Annotated in this window: 10 protein-coding genes; 4 read left to right on the forward strand and 6 right to left on the reverse strand. The window is 72.1% G+C overall.

What is annotated here, in order from left to right:
• Positions 1–454 precede the first annotated feature (454 nt).
• Together CLT71_RS04975 and CLT71_RS04980 are read left to right on the forward strand one after the other, a co-directional pair.
• Entirely contained in the window at positions 455–1222 is a 768-nt protein-coding gene (locus tag CLT71_RS04975; RefSeq protein WP_101371147.1) for an ABC transporter ATP-binding protein, read from the forward strand.
• The gene (locus CLT71_RS04980; RefSeq protein WP_101366069.1) at positions 1222–3768 is read left to right on the forward strand and encodes an FtsX-like permease family protein; all 2547 of its coding nucleotides are present in this window, start codon (positions 1222–1224) and stop codon (positions 3766–3768) included. The genes CLT71_RS04975 and CLT71_RS04980 overlap by 1 nt, the downstream gene beginning before the upstream one ends.
• 172 nt (positions 3769–3940) lie before the next feature.
• On the opposite strand, the gene CLT71_RS04985 is transcribed toward CLT71_RS04980, so the two are convergent.
• The 3 genes from CLT71_RS04985 to metH form a co-directional block, all read right to left on the reverse strand.
• On the reverse strand, positions 3941–4594 hold the full coding sequence (locus tag CLT71_RS04985; protein WP_101371148.1) for an HAD family hydrolase: 654 nt from the start codon (positions 4592–4594) through the stop codon (positions 3941–3943).
• 185 nt (positions 4595–4779) lie between these two features.
• Positions 4780–5517 carry a neutral zinc metallopeptidase gene (locus CLT71_RS04990; RefSeq protein ID WP_101371149.1) on the reverse strand — a complete coding sequence of 246 codons (738 nt, stop codon included), beginning with the start codon at positions 5515–5517 and terminating at the stop codon, positions 4780–4782.
• A 151-nt stretch (positions 5518–5668) separates the two neighbouring features.
• Positions 5669–9181 carry a methionine synthase gene (gene metH / locus CLT71_RS04995; protein WP_199187511.1) on the reverse strand — a complete coding sequence of 1171 codons (3513 nt, stop codon included), beginning with the start codon at positions 9179–9181 and terminating at the stop codon, positions 5669–5671.
• A 305-nt stretch (positions 9182–9486) separates the two neighbouring features.
• Between metH and CLT71_RS05000 the strand changes: the two genes are divergently transcribed.
• Together CLT71_RS05000 and CLT71_RS05005 are read left to right on the forward strand one after the other, a co-directional pair.
• Entirely contained in the window at positions 9487–10356 is an 870-nt protein-coding gene (locus CLT71_RS05000; protein WP_101366070.1) for a PAC2 family protein, read from the forward strand.
• A 326-nt stretch (positions 10357–10682) separates the two neighbouring features.
• The gene (locus CLT71_RS05005) at positions 10683–11474 is read left to right on the forward strand and encodes a GntR family transcriptional regulator (protein WP_101371151.1); all 792 of its coding nucleotides are present in this window, start codon (positions 10683–10685) and stop codon (positions 11472–11474) included.
• Positions 11475–11537: 63 nt separating this feature from the next.
• On the opposite strand, the gene mshC is transcribed toward CLT71_RS05005, so the two are convergent.
• The 3 genes from mshC to CLT71_RS05020 form a co-directional block, all read right to left on the reverse strand.
• A complete protein-coding gene (gene mshC / locus CLT71_RS05010) occupies positions 11538–12776 on the reverse strand; it encodes a cysteine--1-D-myo-inosityl 2-amino-2-deoxy-alpha-D-glucopyranoside ligase (RefSeq protein WP_101366071.1) in 1239 nt (412 codons plus the stop codon).
• A gap of 119 nt (positions 12777–12895) precedes the next feature.
• Positions 12896–13714 (reverse strand): SCO1664 family protein, encoded by an 819-nt coding sequence (locus CLT71_RS05015; protein ID WP_101366072.1) that lies wholly within the window; start codon positions 13712–13714, stop codon positions 12896–12898.
• Positions 13715–13745: 31 nt separating this feature from the next.
• A complete protein-coding gene (locus tag CLT71_RS05020) occupies positions 13746–14324 on the reverse strand; it encodes a DUF3090 domain-containing protein (protein WP_101366073.1) in 579 nt (192 codons plus the stop codon).
• Positions 14325–14348: the final 24 nt, after the last annotated feature.

The following is a 14348-nucleotide window of genomic DNA, read 5'->3' on the forward strand; positions in this document are numbered from 1 at the left end:
CCGAAGACCATCCCGGCGCACGACGGACCGCCGGCTTTCCCCGCCTACCGTTTTCCGCAGGTACGACGACGGGGGCGGCATGACCGCGATGACGCCGGAACGCAGCTGGCAGGTGTTCCGACGATCGACGCACAGCGCAAGCGAATGGTGACAGACTGATACGGCCCGATCCGGGCCGGAAGCCGACAGCCGGCGCAACCAACGCATCCACCGCAAAGGGAATCGGGCGTCGGATTGCAGGCCGATCCGACAACGCACGGAAATCGGCGAGGGCGGGGGTCCTATCAGTCAGGGGCAACCCTGATTCGTAAATCAGGGCCGACCCGCAGCAGTTTTTCCGCGTCGAGGTCCACCGCGGGACGGACGCCCGGGTGACCCGGGTCGCCGACAATGGATGCTGCCGGCCGGGACCAGGCGGTCCGGCCGGTCCAAGAATTTCTAGGGGGAGATGAAAGTGACCGCGACGCTAGCCCGAGATGCCCAGATGGCCGCCCGGGCCAACGACGTGTGGAAGGTGTACGGCAGCGGAGAGGCTCAGGTCGTCGCGCTGCGCGGGGTGAATGCGGAATTCGAGCGGGCTCGGTTCACCGCCATCATGGGACCCTCCGGATCCGGCAAGTCCACCCTCATGCACTGCCTCGCCGGGCTCGACTCGGTGACCCGGGGGACGATCCATATCGGCGACACCGCGGTGACCGGGCTCGGCGACGCGGGTCTGACAAAACTGCGCCGCGACAAGGTCGGTTTCATCTTCCAGCAGTTCAACCTGCTGCCCACGTTGACCGCACTGGAAAACATCCTGTTGCCGCTCTCGATCGCCGGTCGTAAACCCGACAAGGAATGGCTCGACATCGTCATCGACACGGTGGGGCTGCGGGACCGACTGGGGCACCGGCCGGCCCAACTCTCCGGCGGGCAGCAACAGCGGGTCGCCTGCGCCCGGGCACTCGCCTCCCGACCCGAGGTGATCTTCGCCGACGAGCCGACCGGCAACCTCGACTCCCGGGCCGGCGCCGAGGTGCTCGGCTTCCTGCGCCGCTCCGTCGCCGAATATGAGCAGACCATCGTGATGGTCACCCACGACCCGGTGGCCGCCTCCTACGCCGGTCGGGTGATCTTCCTCGCCGACGGCCAGATCGTCTCCGAGCTGATCGAACCGACCCCGGAGACCGTGCTCGACACCATGAAGAAGCTCGACGGGCTCGCCGAGGCGGGGCTCTGATGCTGCGCGCCACCCTGAAGAGCCTGCTCGCCCGCAAGGTCCGGCTGGTCCTCTCCGGCCTGGCCGTCGTGCTCGGCGTGATGTTCGTCTCCGGCGCCTTCGTCCTCACCGACACCCTGGGCCGCTCCTTCGACACCGTCTTCAGCGACGCGTACGCCGGCACCGACGTCGGCGTCACCGCCAAGCCGAAGATCGACGTCAGCGAGATGGAGGGCATGCCGCTCGCCGCCGCCTTCCCGGCAACTGCCCTGGAGCAGGTCCGTGGGGTCTCCGGGGTGGCCAGCGCCACCGGTATGGCCCTGGCCGACGGCGCGCGGGTGATCGGCAGCAACGGCAAGGTGCTGACCTCCCTCGGCGCACCCCAGCTCGGCGCCAACTGGACCGGCGAGAGCGAACAGGTCCAACTCCGCGAGGGCCGGGGCCCCACCGCCGACAACGAGATCGCGGTCAACGCGGGGGTCGCCAAGGCCGCCAAGCTCTCCCTCGGAGACCGGGTCGGGGTGCTCACCCTGCAACCGAAGCGCGAGTTCACCCTGGTCGGCATCTACGGCTACAGCGGTGACCGGGACAGCCTCGGCGGCGCCCAGGAGGTGGCGTTCACCGAGCGGGTCGCCCAGGAACTGATGCTCGGCCAGCCGGGCGTCTTCTCCGAGCTGAGCGTCAAGGCGGCCGACGGGGTCGAACCGGCGAAACTGCGCGACGACATCGCCGCCGCGCTCGGCGACGGCTACGTGGTCAAGACCGGCGAACAGCTCTCCGAGGACGCCTCCGCCGGGCTGAAGGAGGGACTCGCCTTCTTCAACAACATCCTGCTCGGCTTCGCCGGGGTCGCCCTCTTCGTCGGCATCTTCCTGATCCTGAACACCTTCTCGATCATCGTCGCGCAGCGCACCAAGGAACTCGCGCTGCTCCGGGCGATCGGCGCGGGCCGCCGTCAGGTGATCGGTTCGGTGCTTGTCGAGGCGGTCGTGATCGGTCTGGTCGCCTCGGTACTCGGGCTCGGTGCCGGGATCGGCGTCGGCGCGCTGCTGGCGTACGTCTTCGGGCAGACCGCCGGTGGGCTGCAACTGGCCGGGTTGGGCGTACCGCCGGCCGCGGTGATCAGCTCGTTCGCGGTCGGACTCGTCGTCACGGTCATCGCGGCGGTGCTCCCGGCGATGCGGGCCGCCCGGATCCCTCCGGTGGCCGCCATGCAGGACGTGGCGACGCCGGACCGGCCGCTGACGAAGATCTCGGTCGCCGGTGCGGTGGTCTCCGCGATCGGCGGCACCCTGCTGGCGCTGGGCCTGAGCGGAAACGGCGGGAACACCCTGCTGACAATCCTCGCTGGCGTGCTGCTCTGCTTCGTCGGGGTGGCCCTGCTGACCCCGCTGATCAGCCGTCCGGTGGTCAGTCTGCTCGGCCGGCTCTTCTCCTGGTCGGTGCCGGGCAAGCTGGGCCGGCTCAACTCGGGCCGCAACCCCCGACGTACCGCGATCACCGCCGCCGCGCTGATGGTCGGGATCGCCCTGGTCACCGGCGTGACGGTGATCCTCGACTCGGCCAAGAGCAGCATCACGGCACTGGCCGAGGACACCATCGGGGCGGAGCTGGTCATCTCCGGGGCACAGACCGGCCCCCGACCGCCGAGCTTCGATCCGGCGGTGCTGGACCAGGCCGCCGGGCTGCCCGGCGTCGCAATGGTCGCCGGCCTGTACGGCGATCGCGCGGTGATCGACGGCAAGCAGGGCTGGATCACCGCGACCAGCAGTGTCCCCGCGCTGCGGGAGATCTACCGGGCCACCCCGACGGCCGGCAGCATCGACTCACTCGGCCCGGACCAACTCCTGGTCGACGCCGGGACCGCGAAGGAACGGGGCCTCTCGGTCGGTGACACGCTGCCGGTGCAGCTCTCCCGGGGCGATGCCCGGACCTACACGGTCAGCGGCATCTACGCCGAGTCCGAGTTGTTCGGCGGCTTCGTCCTCCCGGCCTCGGCGGCGGCCAACTTCGCGGTACCGCAGCCGACGCAGGCGTACCTCAAGCTGGCGCCGGGTGCCTCGGTGGACCAGGTGATGCCCCGGGTCGAGACGCTGCTGGCGGACAGCCCCGAGGTGTCGGTCGCGGACCGGGCCGACTTCATCGAGCAGCAGACCAGCCAGTTCGACAGCCTGCTGACGATGATCCAGATCCTGCTGGCGCTGGCGATCGTGATCGCCGTACTCGGCATCGTGAACACGCTGGCGCTGTCGGTGCTGGAGCGGACCCGGGAGCTGGGCCTGCTGCGGGCGATCGGCCTGCGGAGGGGTCAGACCATGCGGATGATCACCGTCGAGGCGGTGGTGATCTCGGTCTTCGGTGCCCTGCTCGGGGTGGCGGTCGGCACCGGCCTCGGCGCCGCAGTGGTCCAGGCGCTGCGCGAGGACGGCATCACCGAACTGGTGCTGCCGTGGACCGAGATGGGGATCTTCCTCGGCCTGGCGGCCGTGGTCGGGGTGGTCGCGGCGGTACTGCCGTCGATCCGGGCCGCCAGGTTGAACGTGCTCGGCGCGATCGCGCACGAGTAGCGGACCGGCCCACGGCCATGGGGGTGGCGGTGGGCGGCAGGGCCGGGGGCGGCGTCGGGACGGGCGCCGCCCCCGGCCACGTTCCGGATCGTCCTCGGCCCGGTGCCCGGTGCGGCGCGGCCCGGCACTCCCGGGTGGGTCGGCCGGCGCCTCCGTGCCGCGCGGCCGGCGGTCAGCGGGACAGGTCGAGCGGGGAGAGCAGACCGGAGAGCAGGTCCAGATCGACGCCGGTCAACGTCTCCAGCAGGCGTACGCCGTCGGCCGGATCGATCGGCACCGCGTGCGGCACGGCGAGTACGGCGGCTCCGGCACCGAGCGCGCTCGCCACCCCGGTCGGCGAGTCCTCGATCGCCACGCACCTGGAGATCGGCACGTCCAGCATCCGGGCCGCCGTGAGGTACGGCTCGGGATCCGGCTTGGTGGCGGCAACCTCGTCACCGCAGACCACCACGTCGAAGGTGTCCCGACCGAGGGTCTCCAACGCGATCTCCACCACCGCCCGCCGGGTGGAGGTGACAAGCGCGGCCGGCACCGAGGCGGCGCGTACCGCGCTGACCAGGGCGAGCGCCCCGGGCCGCCACTTCAGGTCGGTCAGGAACAGCTCGCCGACCCGGCGGTCGACCCAGGCGGCGCTGACCGCCGGATCCCGCCACCGCTGGTCCAGGTCGCTGTGCAGGATCTCCATCGAGACGGTCATGTCGGTGCCGACCATGGCAAGCCGGGCCGCCTCGGAGAGGGTGCCGCCGTAGTGCTCGGCGAGTTCCTGGAGCCCGATGTCCCACAACCGCTCGCTGTCCAGCAGCGTGCCGTCCATGTCGAAGAGCACCGCGGCGAGATGCTGGCTGTTCAGGATGCCCTCCCGGATCGGACGCGAGCTGCCGGGTCCGATCCTGCCAACGCCGTCCGACAATCCGTCGATCTCGGCCCCGAAGTGTGGCGGATGCCTCAGCCCGCGCCGCCGGGCCGGGGCCAGGGTCGACGGCCCGGCGGCCGGCACTCCCCCGGTCCGGCTCAGCGGAGGTCGCAGGCGTCCAGCGAGCGCTCGTACCCGCCGAAGAAGGCGTCGGTACGCTGCTCGGCGGTACCGTGCGCCCCCTCGGCGAACCACGGCTGTCCCGGGTCGTCGGCGACCGCCTGCAGACCCCGGCTCAGCTCGTCGAGGTCGCCGTCCTCGATCGTCAGCGCCCCGGACCGCACCGAGTCACCGAGGTACGCCCCGGCCATGCAGTCGGCCTGCAACTCCTGCTGGATGGTGAACTCGTAGCGGATGCCGAGCCGCACCTGCACGCCATGCGCGTACTCGTGCCCGAGCAGGTAGAACAGGAACGCGTCGCCTACCTGCCGGAAGGCGGCGACCGCCCAGTTGACGTCGTACGCGATGAAGTCCCCCGCCGAGCAGTAGACCGCGTTGTTGCGCGGCAGTCCCTGACCGGCGCAGTCGATCTCGCCCTCCCGCTGGTAGGCGACGACCCGGCGGATGGGCTGGAACCGCTCCCCCGACGCCTTGAACTGCGCGGTCCAGTACTCCTCGGCGACCCGTACCGCGCCGGTGATGTCGCGCCGGAACTCGTCCACGCTCATCGTGCCGTCGGCCTCGCTGGTGCCGCCCCCGTCGGACGTACCCGGATCTCCTGGTACCGCCGGCTCCTCCCCGCCCGTCCCGCCGACGAAGCAGGCCCCCGCGACGACAAGCGTCACGATCAGCGCGAGCAGCCGCCAGAACCGGCCGGTACGGCGCAACGGGCGCATCGTGGCCTCCCAGGGGTCGACGAGCCAGGACACTTCCCAGGGTGGCCGTGGTGTCAAACCCCTGCCCGGCCAGCGGGCGGCGCGGCTGCCTCAGCCGGCGGCCTGGCGTCGATGCAGCCGGCGCCCGGCTGGCGTCGAAGTAGCCGGCGCCCTATCGGGCGTTGAAGTAGCCGGCGTCCGGGTGGTGCACCACGATCGCGTCGGTCGCCTGCTCCGGCACGAGCTGGAAACCCTCGGAGAGCTGCACCCCGATCCGCTCCGCGCCGAGCAGCTCGACAAGCTTCGCCCGGTCCGCCAGGTCGGGACAGGCCGGATAACCGAACGCGTACCGGCAGCCCCGGTAGTCGGTACGCAGCAGCCCGGCGAGGTCGTCCGGGTCGTCGTCGGCCAGCGTACGGCCGTCGGGCAGGGTCAGCTCGGTCCGGATCCGGCGGTGCCAGTACTCGGCGAGTGCCTCGGTGAGCTGCACCGACAACCCGTGCACCTCCAGGTAGTCGCGGTACTCGTCGGCGGCGAAGAGCTTCGCGGCGTACTCGCTGACCGGCTGACCCACGGTGACCAGTTGCAGGGCGACGACATCGAGCCGCTTGCCCCGGGGCCGGAAGAAGTCGGCGAGGCAGAGCCGGCGCTCCTGCCGCTGCCGAGGAAAGCTGAACCTGGCCCGCTCGCCCTCGCCGCGCTCGTCGAGCAGCACCAGCTCGTTGCCGTCGGAGTAGGCCGGGAAGTAGCCGTAGACGACTGCCGCCTCCAGTACCCGGTCGGCTGCGAGCCGGTCCAGCCAGGAGCGCAACCGGGGACGTCCCTCAGTTTCCACCAGTTCCTCGTAGCTCGGCCCGGAGCCGCCGCGCGCACCGCGCAGCCCCCACTGGCCGGCGAAGGTGGCCCGCTCGTCGAGCAGGGCGGCGTAGTCGGCCAGCGGGATGCCCTTGACGACCCGGGTACCGAAGAACGGCGGCGCCGGCACCTCGACGTCGACCGCCACGTCGGAGCGGACCGAGTCGTCGGAGAGGTCCGGCAGCGCCGCCGCCACCCCGGTCCGCTGCCGGTCCCGGCGGGCCCGCCGGGCGGCCAGCGCCGCCTCCCGCTCGGCGTCCACCACCGGGGCGCCGCCACGCTTCGCCGCCATCAGCCGGTCCATCAGGGACAGTCCCTCGAAGGCGTCACGGGCGTAGTGCACCTCGCCGGGGTACGTCGACCGGAGGTCGTCCTCGACGTACGAGCGGGTCAGTGCCGCACCGCCGAGCAGTACCGGCCAGCGCCCGGCGACACCCCGGGACGCCATCTCGGCGAGGTTCTCCTTCATCACCACTGTGCTCTTCACCAGCAGCCCGGACATCCCGACCGCGTCGGCGGCGTGCTCCTCGGCCGCCTCCAGGATCGCCGAGATCGGCTGCTTGATGCCGATGTTGACCACCTCGTAGCCGTTGTTGGTCAGGATGATGTCCACCAGGTTCTTGCCGATGTCGTGCACGTCGCCCTTGACGGTGGCGAGCACGATCCGGCCCTTTCCGCCGTCGTCGGACTTCTCCATGTGCGGTTCGAGGTGACCCACCGCCGCCTTCATCACCTCGGCCGACTGGAGTACGAAGGGCAGCTGCATCTGGCCGGCGCCGAACAGCTCACCGACCACCCGCATCCCGTCCAGCAGCAGGTCGTTGACGATGGCCAGCGCCGGCCGGCCGGTCAGCGCCTCGTCGAGGTCGGCTTCTAGGCCGTTGCGTTCACCGTCGATCACCCGCCGCTTCAGCCGTTCGTCGACCGGCAGCGCGGCGAGTTCCTCGGCCCGGGTGGCCCGGGCCGAGGCGGCGTCCACCCCCTCGAAGAGTTCGATGAACCGCGCCACCGGGTCGTGGCCGGGCCGGCGCCGGTCGTAGACCAGGTCCAGCGCCGCCGCGCGCTGCTCGTCCGGGATCCTGGCCATCGGCAGGATCTTGCTGGCGTGCACGATCGCGCTGGTCAGCCCGGCCTGCACGCACTCGTGCAGGAAGACCGAGTTGAGCACCTGCCGGGCGGCCGGGTTCAGTCCGAAGGAGACGTTCGAGATGCCGAGCGTGAAGTTGACCCCGGGATAGCGGCGGGCGATCTCCCGGATCGCCTCGATCGTCTCGATGCCGTCCCGGCGGGTCTCCTCCTGGCCGGTGGCGACCGGAAAGGTGAGGCAGTCGACCAGGATGTCCCGGCGGTCGATCCCCCACCGGCCGGTGAGGTCGTCGATCAGCCGGGAGGCGACCCGCACCTTCCACTCGGCCGTCCGGGCCTGGCCCTCCTCGTCGATCGTCAACGCCACCACCGCGGCGCCGTGCTCGCGGACCAGCGGCAGCACCCGGGCGTACCGGGAGTCGGGGCCGTCGCCGTCCTCGAAGTTCACCGAGTTGACCACGCACCGGCCGCCGAGCATCTCCAGCCCGGCCTCGATCACCGCCGGCTCGGTCGAGTCCAGCATGATCGGCAGGGTGGAGGCGGTGGCGAACCGGCCGGCGATCTCCCGCATGTCGCGTACGCCGTCCCGGCCGACGTAGTCGACGCAGAGGTCGAGCAGGTGCGACCCGTCCCGGGCCTGGCTCCGGGCGATCTCGACACACGCCTGCCAGTCCTCGGCCAGCATCGCCTCCCGGAACGCCTTGGAGCCGTTGGCGTTGGTGCGCTCGCCGACCATCAGCACGCTGGCGTCCTGGGCGAACGGCACCTGGTGGTAGAGGCTGGCCACCCCCGGCTCCGGTTCCGGCGTCCGGGGCGACACCGCCGCGGCACCGAGCCGGTCCAGCACCGCCCGGATGTGCTCCGGGGTGGTACCGCAGCAGCCGCCGACCAGGGCCAGCCCGTAGTCCTCGACGAAGCCGGCCAGCGCCTCCGCCAACTCCTCCGGGGTCAGCGGATAGCGGGCGCCCTCGGGGGTCAGCTCGGGCAGCCCGGCGTTCGGCATCACCGACAGCGGGATCCGGGCGTGCCGGGACAGGTGGCGCAGGTGCTCGGTCATCTCGGCCGGCCCGGTGGCGCAGTTGAGCCCGACCAGGTCGATGCCGAGCGGCTCGAGCGCGGTCAGCGCCGCGCCGATCTCGGTGCCGAGCAGCATGGTGCCGGTGGTCTCGACGGTGACGTGGCAGATCACCGGCAGCTCCCGACCCGCCTCGGCGAGCGCCCGGCGGGCCCCGACGACCGCCGCCCTGACCTGGAGCAGGTCCTGGCAGGTTTCCACGATCAGCCCGTCCGCGCCACCGGCGACCAGCCCGGCCGCATTGGCCTGGTACGCGTCGCGCAGCTCGGCGTAGCCCAGGTGGCCCAGGGTCGGCAGCTTGGTCCCCGGCCCCATCGCACCGAGCACGTACCGGGGCCGGTCGGGGGTACCCGCCGCATCGGCGGCCTGCCGGGCCAGTCGGGCGCCGGCCTCGGCCAGTTCGGTGATCCGGTGCTCGATGCCGTACTCGCGCAGCGCGGAGAGGTTCGTCCCGAAGGTGTTTGTCTCGACACAGTCCGCCCCGGCGGCGAGGTACGCGTCGTGGACTGATCGGACGACGTCGGGCCTGCTCACGTTGAGTATCTCGTTGCAGCCCTCGTGCCCCTCGAAGTCGTCAAGGGTCAGCGCTGCGGCCTGCAACATCGTCCCCATCGCGCCGTCGGCGACCAGTACCCGGGCGCCGATGGCGTCACGCAGCGGAGTCGGCACGACTCCAGGCTAGTCCGGAACGGCCCTGACAACCGGTCGTGGGCGTACCATTGCCGAACGTACGGTTCCGGCGGACAACCGCCCTTTCTGTCCTGGTTGTCCGGGCCGGTCCGATGCTGGTCGACCTGCCGGATCGCTCCCCCGGCGGGCCGAGCCGGCGCGGCCGGCGTGTTGCATCCGGGTCAGGGACGTAGGCTGACGGACGTGAGGGACAACAGGGACGGCAGCACCAGGCACATCGGGGGCACCACCGCGCGGCTCCGGACCGCCGGGTTCGGCCGTGGCACGCACGCTGGGGGTAGGGCGTGACCGAGTTCGACGGGCTGCCCGAGCTGCGCTCGCCGGTCGCGATCGCGGCCTTCGAGGGCTGGAACGACGCCGCCGACGCCTCCACCGCGGCGGTCGAACACCTCGAACAGGTCTGGCAGGCGCGGCAGATCACCGAGCTGGATCCCGAGGACTTCTACGACTTCCAGGTGAGCCGACCGACGATCACGATGGCCGACGGCGAGACCCGCCGGGTCGAGTGGCCGACCACCCGGTTCATGCGGGCCAGCCCGGACGGTACGGACCGGGACGTGGTGCTGATCCGGGGCATCGAGCCGAGCATGCGCTGGCGCACCTTCTGCGAGCAGGTGCTGGAGCTCTGCCACAGCCTGGAGATCAACCGCATCGTGCTGCTCGGCGCGCTGCTGGCCGACGTGCCGTACACCCGGCCGCTGCCGATCAGCGGCAGCGCCTCGGACAAGGACGCTGCCGAGCGCTACCAGCTCACCCCGACCCGCTACGACGGCCCGACCGGGATCGTCGGGGTACTGCACGACGCCGCCACCCGGGCCGAGGTCGACGCCGTCTCGTTCTGGGTGCACGTGCCGCACTACGCCAACAACCCGCCCTGCCCGAAGGCGACGCTGGCCCTGCTGCACCGGGTCGAGGAGGTGCTCGACCTCCCCGTCCCGATGTCGGAGCTGGCCGAGGAGGCTGCCGAGTGGGAGCAGCGGGTCCGCACCGCGGCCGAGCAGGACGCCGAACTCGGCGAGTACGTCCGCGAGCTGGAGGAACGGGTCGGCGACGCCGGCATCCAGCCGCTTACCGGTGACGAGATCGCCCAGGAGTTCGAAAAGTACCTGCGCCGCCGAGGCGGCTCCGCCGGCCCCACCGCCGGCTCCTGGTGACCGCCGCCCGCTTCTGTTGACCACCACGGGTCCCTGGTGACCGCTGCCGACCACCGACGCTCCCGTCGCTGAGCCGGCCGGCCCCAGGGACCGCGTGCGTTTCTCGACCGCCCGCCGCCACCCGGATCTCGCACCGGGACGCCGGTTTGCTGGTCGGCACCACCCGCACCCCTGGGCAGTGTTTGTCGGGCCGGGTTCCTGGCGTGTTTCGGTTGCCCGGCGCACACCCCGTAAGGCATCCTAGGAACCTAGCGCTATTGCTGGGCATGACCACCTGGATGGAAACGGCCAGCTGGCCGGGCACGACCACTCGGAACGGAGCAGCGGTGCAGATCAACCCCGGAGCGGCCGAGTTCCCCCACCGGCAGATCGCCGGCCAGTTACGGGCGAGGATCCGGGCGGGTGACTGGGCGGCCGGTGAACGGCTGCCCTCCATCCCGGCCATCGCCGAGATGTTCGGGGTGGCCAAGCAGACCGTGCAGCGCGCCATCGACCAGCTCCGGGTGGAGGGCGTACTGATCACCAAGCCGGGCTCCGGGACGTACGTCCGGGGCACCCGGCGCCGCCTCAACCGGCTCTCCCGGGGCCGGTACGGCGGCCACCGGGGCTACCACGCCGACCTGGCCGCCCGGTACCGGCAACAGTTGGTGCAGGTCGGCCGGGCCCCCGCCCCGCCCGAGGTGGCCGACGCGTTCGGGGTACCCGACGGCACCGAACTGATCGTCCGGCGACACCTCGTCCGCACCGAGGAGGTGCCTGTCGAGGTCGGCGCCTCCTGGTTCCGTACCGCCGACGCCGCCGGCACCAGCCTGGAGCGGATGGAGGCGTACGGCCGGCCGCTCTACCAGGAGGCCGAGGAGGCGATCGGCCGCCGCTACGTCTCGGCGACCGACCAGATCAGCGCCCGGCAGCCGAGCCGCGAGGAGGCGGAGATCCTCCAGATCCGGCCGGACACCCCGGTGCTGCACCTGCTGCACGTCGCCTACGACGCCAGCCACCGGCCGATCGAGGTGGCCCAGGCGACCTGGCCCGGCCCGATGACCACGCTGACCGAGCAGTACCAGGTCCCCGGCCCGGCGCCGGAGGCCGACCCGGACCCGGGACTGGTGCTCGGCTGAAGCGCTGCGGGCCGAGGCCCTGCCCCGAGGACCCGCCCGGCCGGGTCGATCACCGGTTGTGCGTCAGAGTTTGATGCCGAGCAGCGCGTCGACGGTGGCGGCCATCAGGTCCGGGGCGGCCGGATCGGCACCGGTCCCGGCGAGCGCGGCATCGGCCCAGCTGTCCACCAGGGCCAGCGCGCCGGGCGTGTCCAGGTCGTCGGCGAGCCGTTCGCGTACCCCGGCCAGCAGCTCCGGGCCGGCGGGCCCGGACTGCGCCGCGGCGGCCTCCCGCCACCGGGCCAGCCGCGAGGTGCCGTCCTTGAGCAGGTCGTCGGTCCACTCCCGGTCGCTGCGGAAGTGGCCGGCGAGCAGTGCCAGCCGCACCGCCATCGGGTCCACGTGGTCGGCCCGGAGCCGGGAGACGAAGACCAGGTTCCCCTTCGACTTCGACATCTTCTCGCCGTCCAGGCCGATCATCCCGGCGTGGACGTAGTGTCGGGCGAACGGCTCCGCCCCGGTCAGCCGCTCGGCGTGCGCCGCCGAACACTCGTGATGCGGGAAGATCAGGTCGTTGCCGCCGCCCTGGAGGTCGATGGTCTCGCCGAGCAGCGCCAACGCGATCACCGCGCACTCGATGTGCCAGCCGGGCCGCCCGGGACCGAGCGGGCCGCCCGCCCAGGCCGGTTCGCCGTCCCGGGCGCCGCGCCAGAGCAGCGGGTCGAGCGGATCCCGCTTGCCGGCCCGGTCCGGATCGCCGCCCCGCTCGGCGAAGTAGCCGAGCATCTCCGGCCGGGAGAGGTTCGACTCGTAGCCGAACCGGGGCGCGGCCGCGATGTCGAAGTAGACGTCACCGGTGCCGTCGTCGAGCCGGTACGCGGCACCGTCGTCGAGCAGCACCCGGACCTTCTCGGCGATCGCCGGGATCGACTCGACGGCACCGACGTAGTGGGCGGGCGGAATGATCCGCAGCGCCTCCATGTCCTCCCGGAACAGCGCGGTCTCCCGCATCGCCAGGACCACCCAGTCCTCGCCGTCCCGCTCGGCCCGCTCCAGCAGCGGGTCGTCGATGTCGGTGACGTTCTGCACGTAGGTGACCTGACGGCCACCGTCCCGCCACACCCGCTGAACGACGTCGAAGGCGATCATCGTCGCGGCATGCCCCAGATGGGTCGCGTCGTACGGGGTGATCCCGCAGACGTACATCGTCGCCGGCCCGGAGGGGCTGGTCGGGTGCACGCCCCGGCGTGCCGAGTCGTACAGCGCGAGCTCCGGTCCCCTGCCCGGCAGCCGTGGGATCTCGTGACCCATCCAGGTTTCCATGGTCACCAGACTAGTCAGCCGGACCGGCCGGAATCCCCGGCGCGGCGGCCGGGGTGATCAGATCGACAGGACCCGCCCGGCCCGCTCGGAAACCGGGGGCAGGCAGCGCCGGAGCGCGCTCAGATCGGCGGCCAAGGGATCGCCGGCCACTCCTCGGAGGGCTCCGGGAACCGGGCCGTCGCCAGCAGCCGGTCCACCCGGCGGGCCAGCGCGGCGAGTTCGCCGATGGTCAGGTGCTCCGCCAGGCTCTCCCCCAGCGGGCCGGCCAGCCCTCGGGACAGCTCGGCCAGCATCTCCAGCGCGTCCGGCGGCAGGTCCCGGTGCGCCCAGCCCCAGAGCACGGTGCGGAGCTTGTCCTCGACGTGGAAGCAGACACCGTGGTCGACACCGTAGATCCGGTCGTCCGGCCCGACGAGTACGTGCCCGCCCTTGCGGTCCGCGTTGTTGATCACCGCGTCCAGTACGGCGAGCCGGGCCAGCCGGGGGTCGTCGGCGTGCGCCAGGGCGTACGGGGCGCCGTCCTCGTCGCGGGCGGCCGCTACCCGGAACCACCGGTCCGGCAGGCTCGGCGCCGGTACGAACCCGACGAGCGGCTCGGCCTGCTCCGGCTCGTCGATCCAGAGCTGGCAGGCGCCGGGGCCGAGCGGGCCGTCCCGGAGGACCGTCGGCGGGACCAGGTCCCACCCGGTGGCCCGGGAGAGCAGGTACGCGGAGACCTCCCGACCGGCCAGGGTCCCGTCCGGGAAGTCCCAGAGCGGCCGCTCGCCCCGGATCGGCTTGTAGACGCAGCGGGCGGTGACCCCGTCCAGGGTGAGGAACCCCCGCAGGGTCGTGTTGGAGGCGTCGACCAGCCGGCCCTCCAGCTCGAACTCGCCCCCCTGCAGGAGGCGCAACGCGTCGTTCTCGTCCAGCACGGGTCGCAGTTCGGAGGAGGTCACCGGGGCGGTCCCGGCGGCAGCACGGCGACCGTCACCGGTGGTAGCCGTTGTGTCGGGGACAGAGGTGGCCGGCCGGGTCGAGCGGCTGGCCGCAGAGCGGGCACGGCGGCCGACCCGCCGCCACCACCCGGCGGGCCCGCTCGATGAACTCGCGGGCCGCCTGCGGGGTCAACCGGACCCGGAGCCGGTCGAGGTCGTCGTCCGGCTCCTCCTCGTCGTCCTCCTCGACCTCTTCGCCGCCGCCGAGTTCGACCTCGGCCTCGGCCTCCCCGGCCGCGATCGCCTCGATCACCACCGTCGCGGTGTCGACGTCGAAGGCGAGCCCGAGGGTGCCGACCCGGAACTCCTCGTCGACCGGCGTGTCCAGCGGCTCGTTGTCCGAGGTGACCGGGGGCGGATCGGGCAGCTCGACGCCGAACCGCCGATGCGCCTCGGTAAGCAGCTCCTCCAGCTTCTCGGCCAGCAGCGAGACCTGGACCTTCTCCAGGGCGACGCTGACCAGCCGGCCCCCGCCGCGCGCCTGGAGGAAGAACGTCCGCTCACCCGGCGGACCCACAGTTCCGGCGACGAACCGCTCGGGCGGCTCGAATGCGTGCACCTGGTGGGTCATACCCACGACCCTATCCGGCCGGAT

It is taken from the genome of Plantactinospora sp. CNZ320 (assembly GCF_002846275.1).

Coding starts and splice junctions, on each gene's coding strand:
- CLT71_RS04990 (WP_101371149.1), bottom strand. CDS start 5,517: ATGCGCCCGTTGCGCCGTACCGGCCGGTTCTGGCGGCTGCTCGCGCTG.
- CLT71_RS05020 (WP_101366073.1), bottom strand. CDS start 14,324: ATGACCCACCAGGTGCACGCATTCGAGCCGCCCGAGCGGTTCGTCGCC.
- CLT71_RS04980 (WP_101366069.1), top strand. CDS start 1,222: ATGCTGCGCGCCACCCTGAAGAGCCTGCTCGCCCGCAAGGTCCGGCTG.
- mshC (WP_101366071.1), bottom strand. CDS start 12,776: ATGGAAACCTGGATGGGTCACGAGATCCCACGGCTGCCGGGCAGGGGA.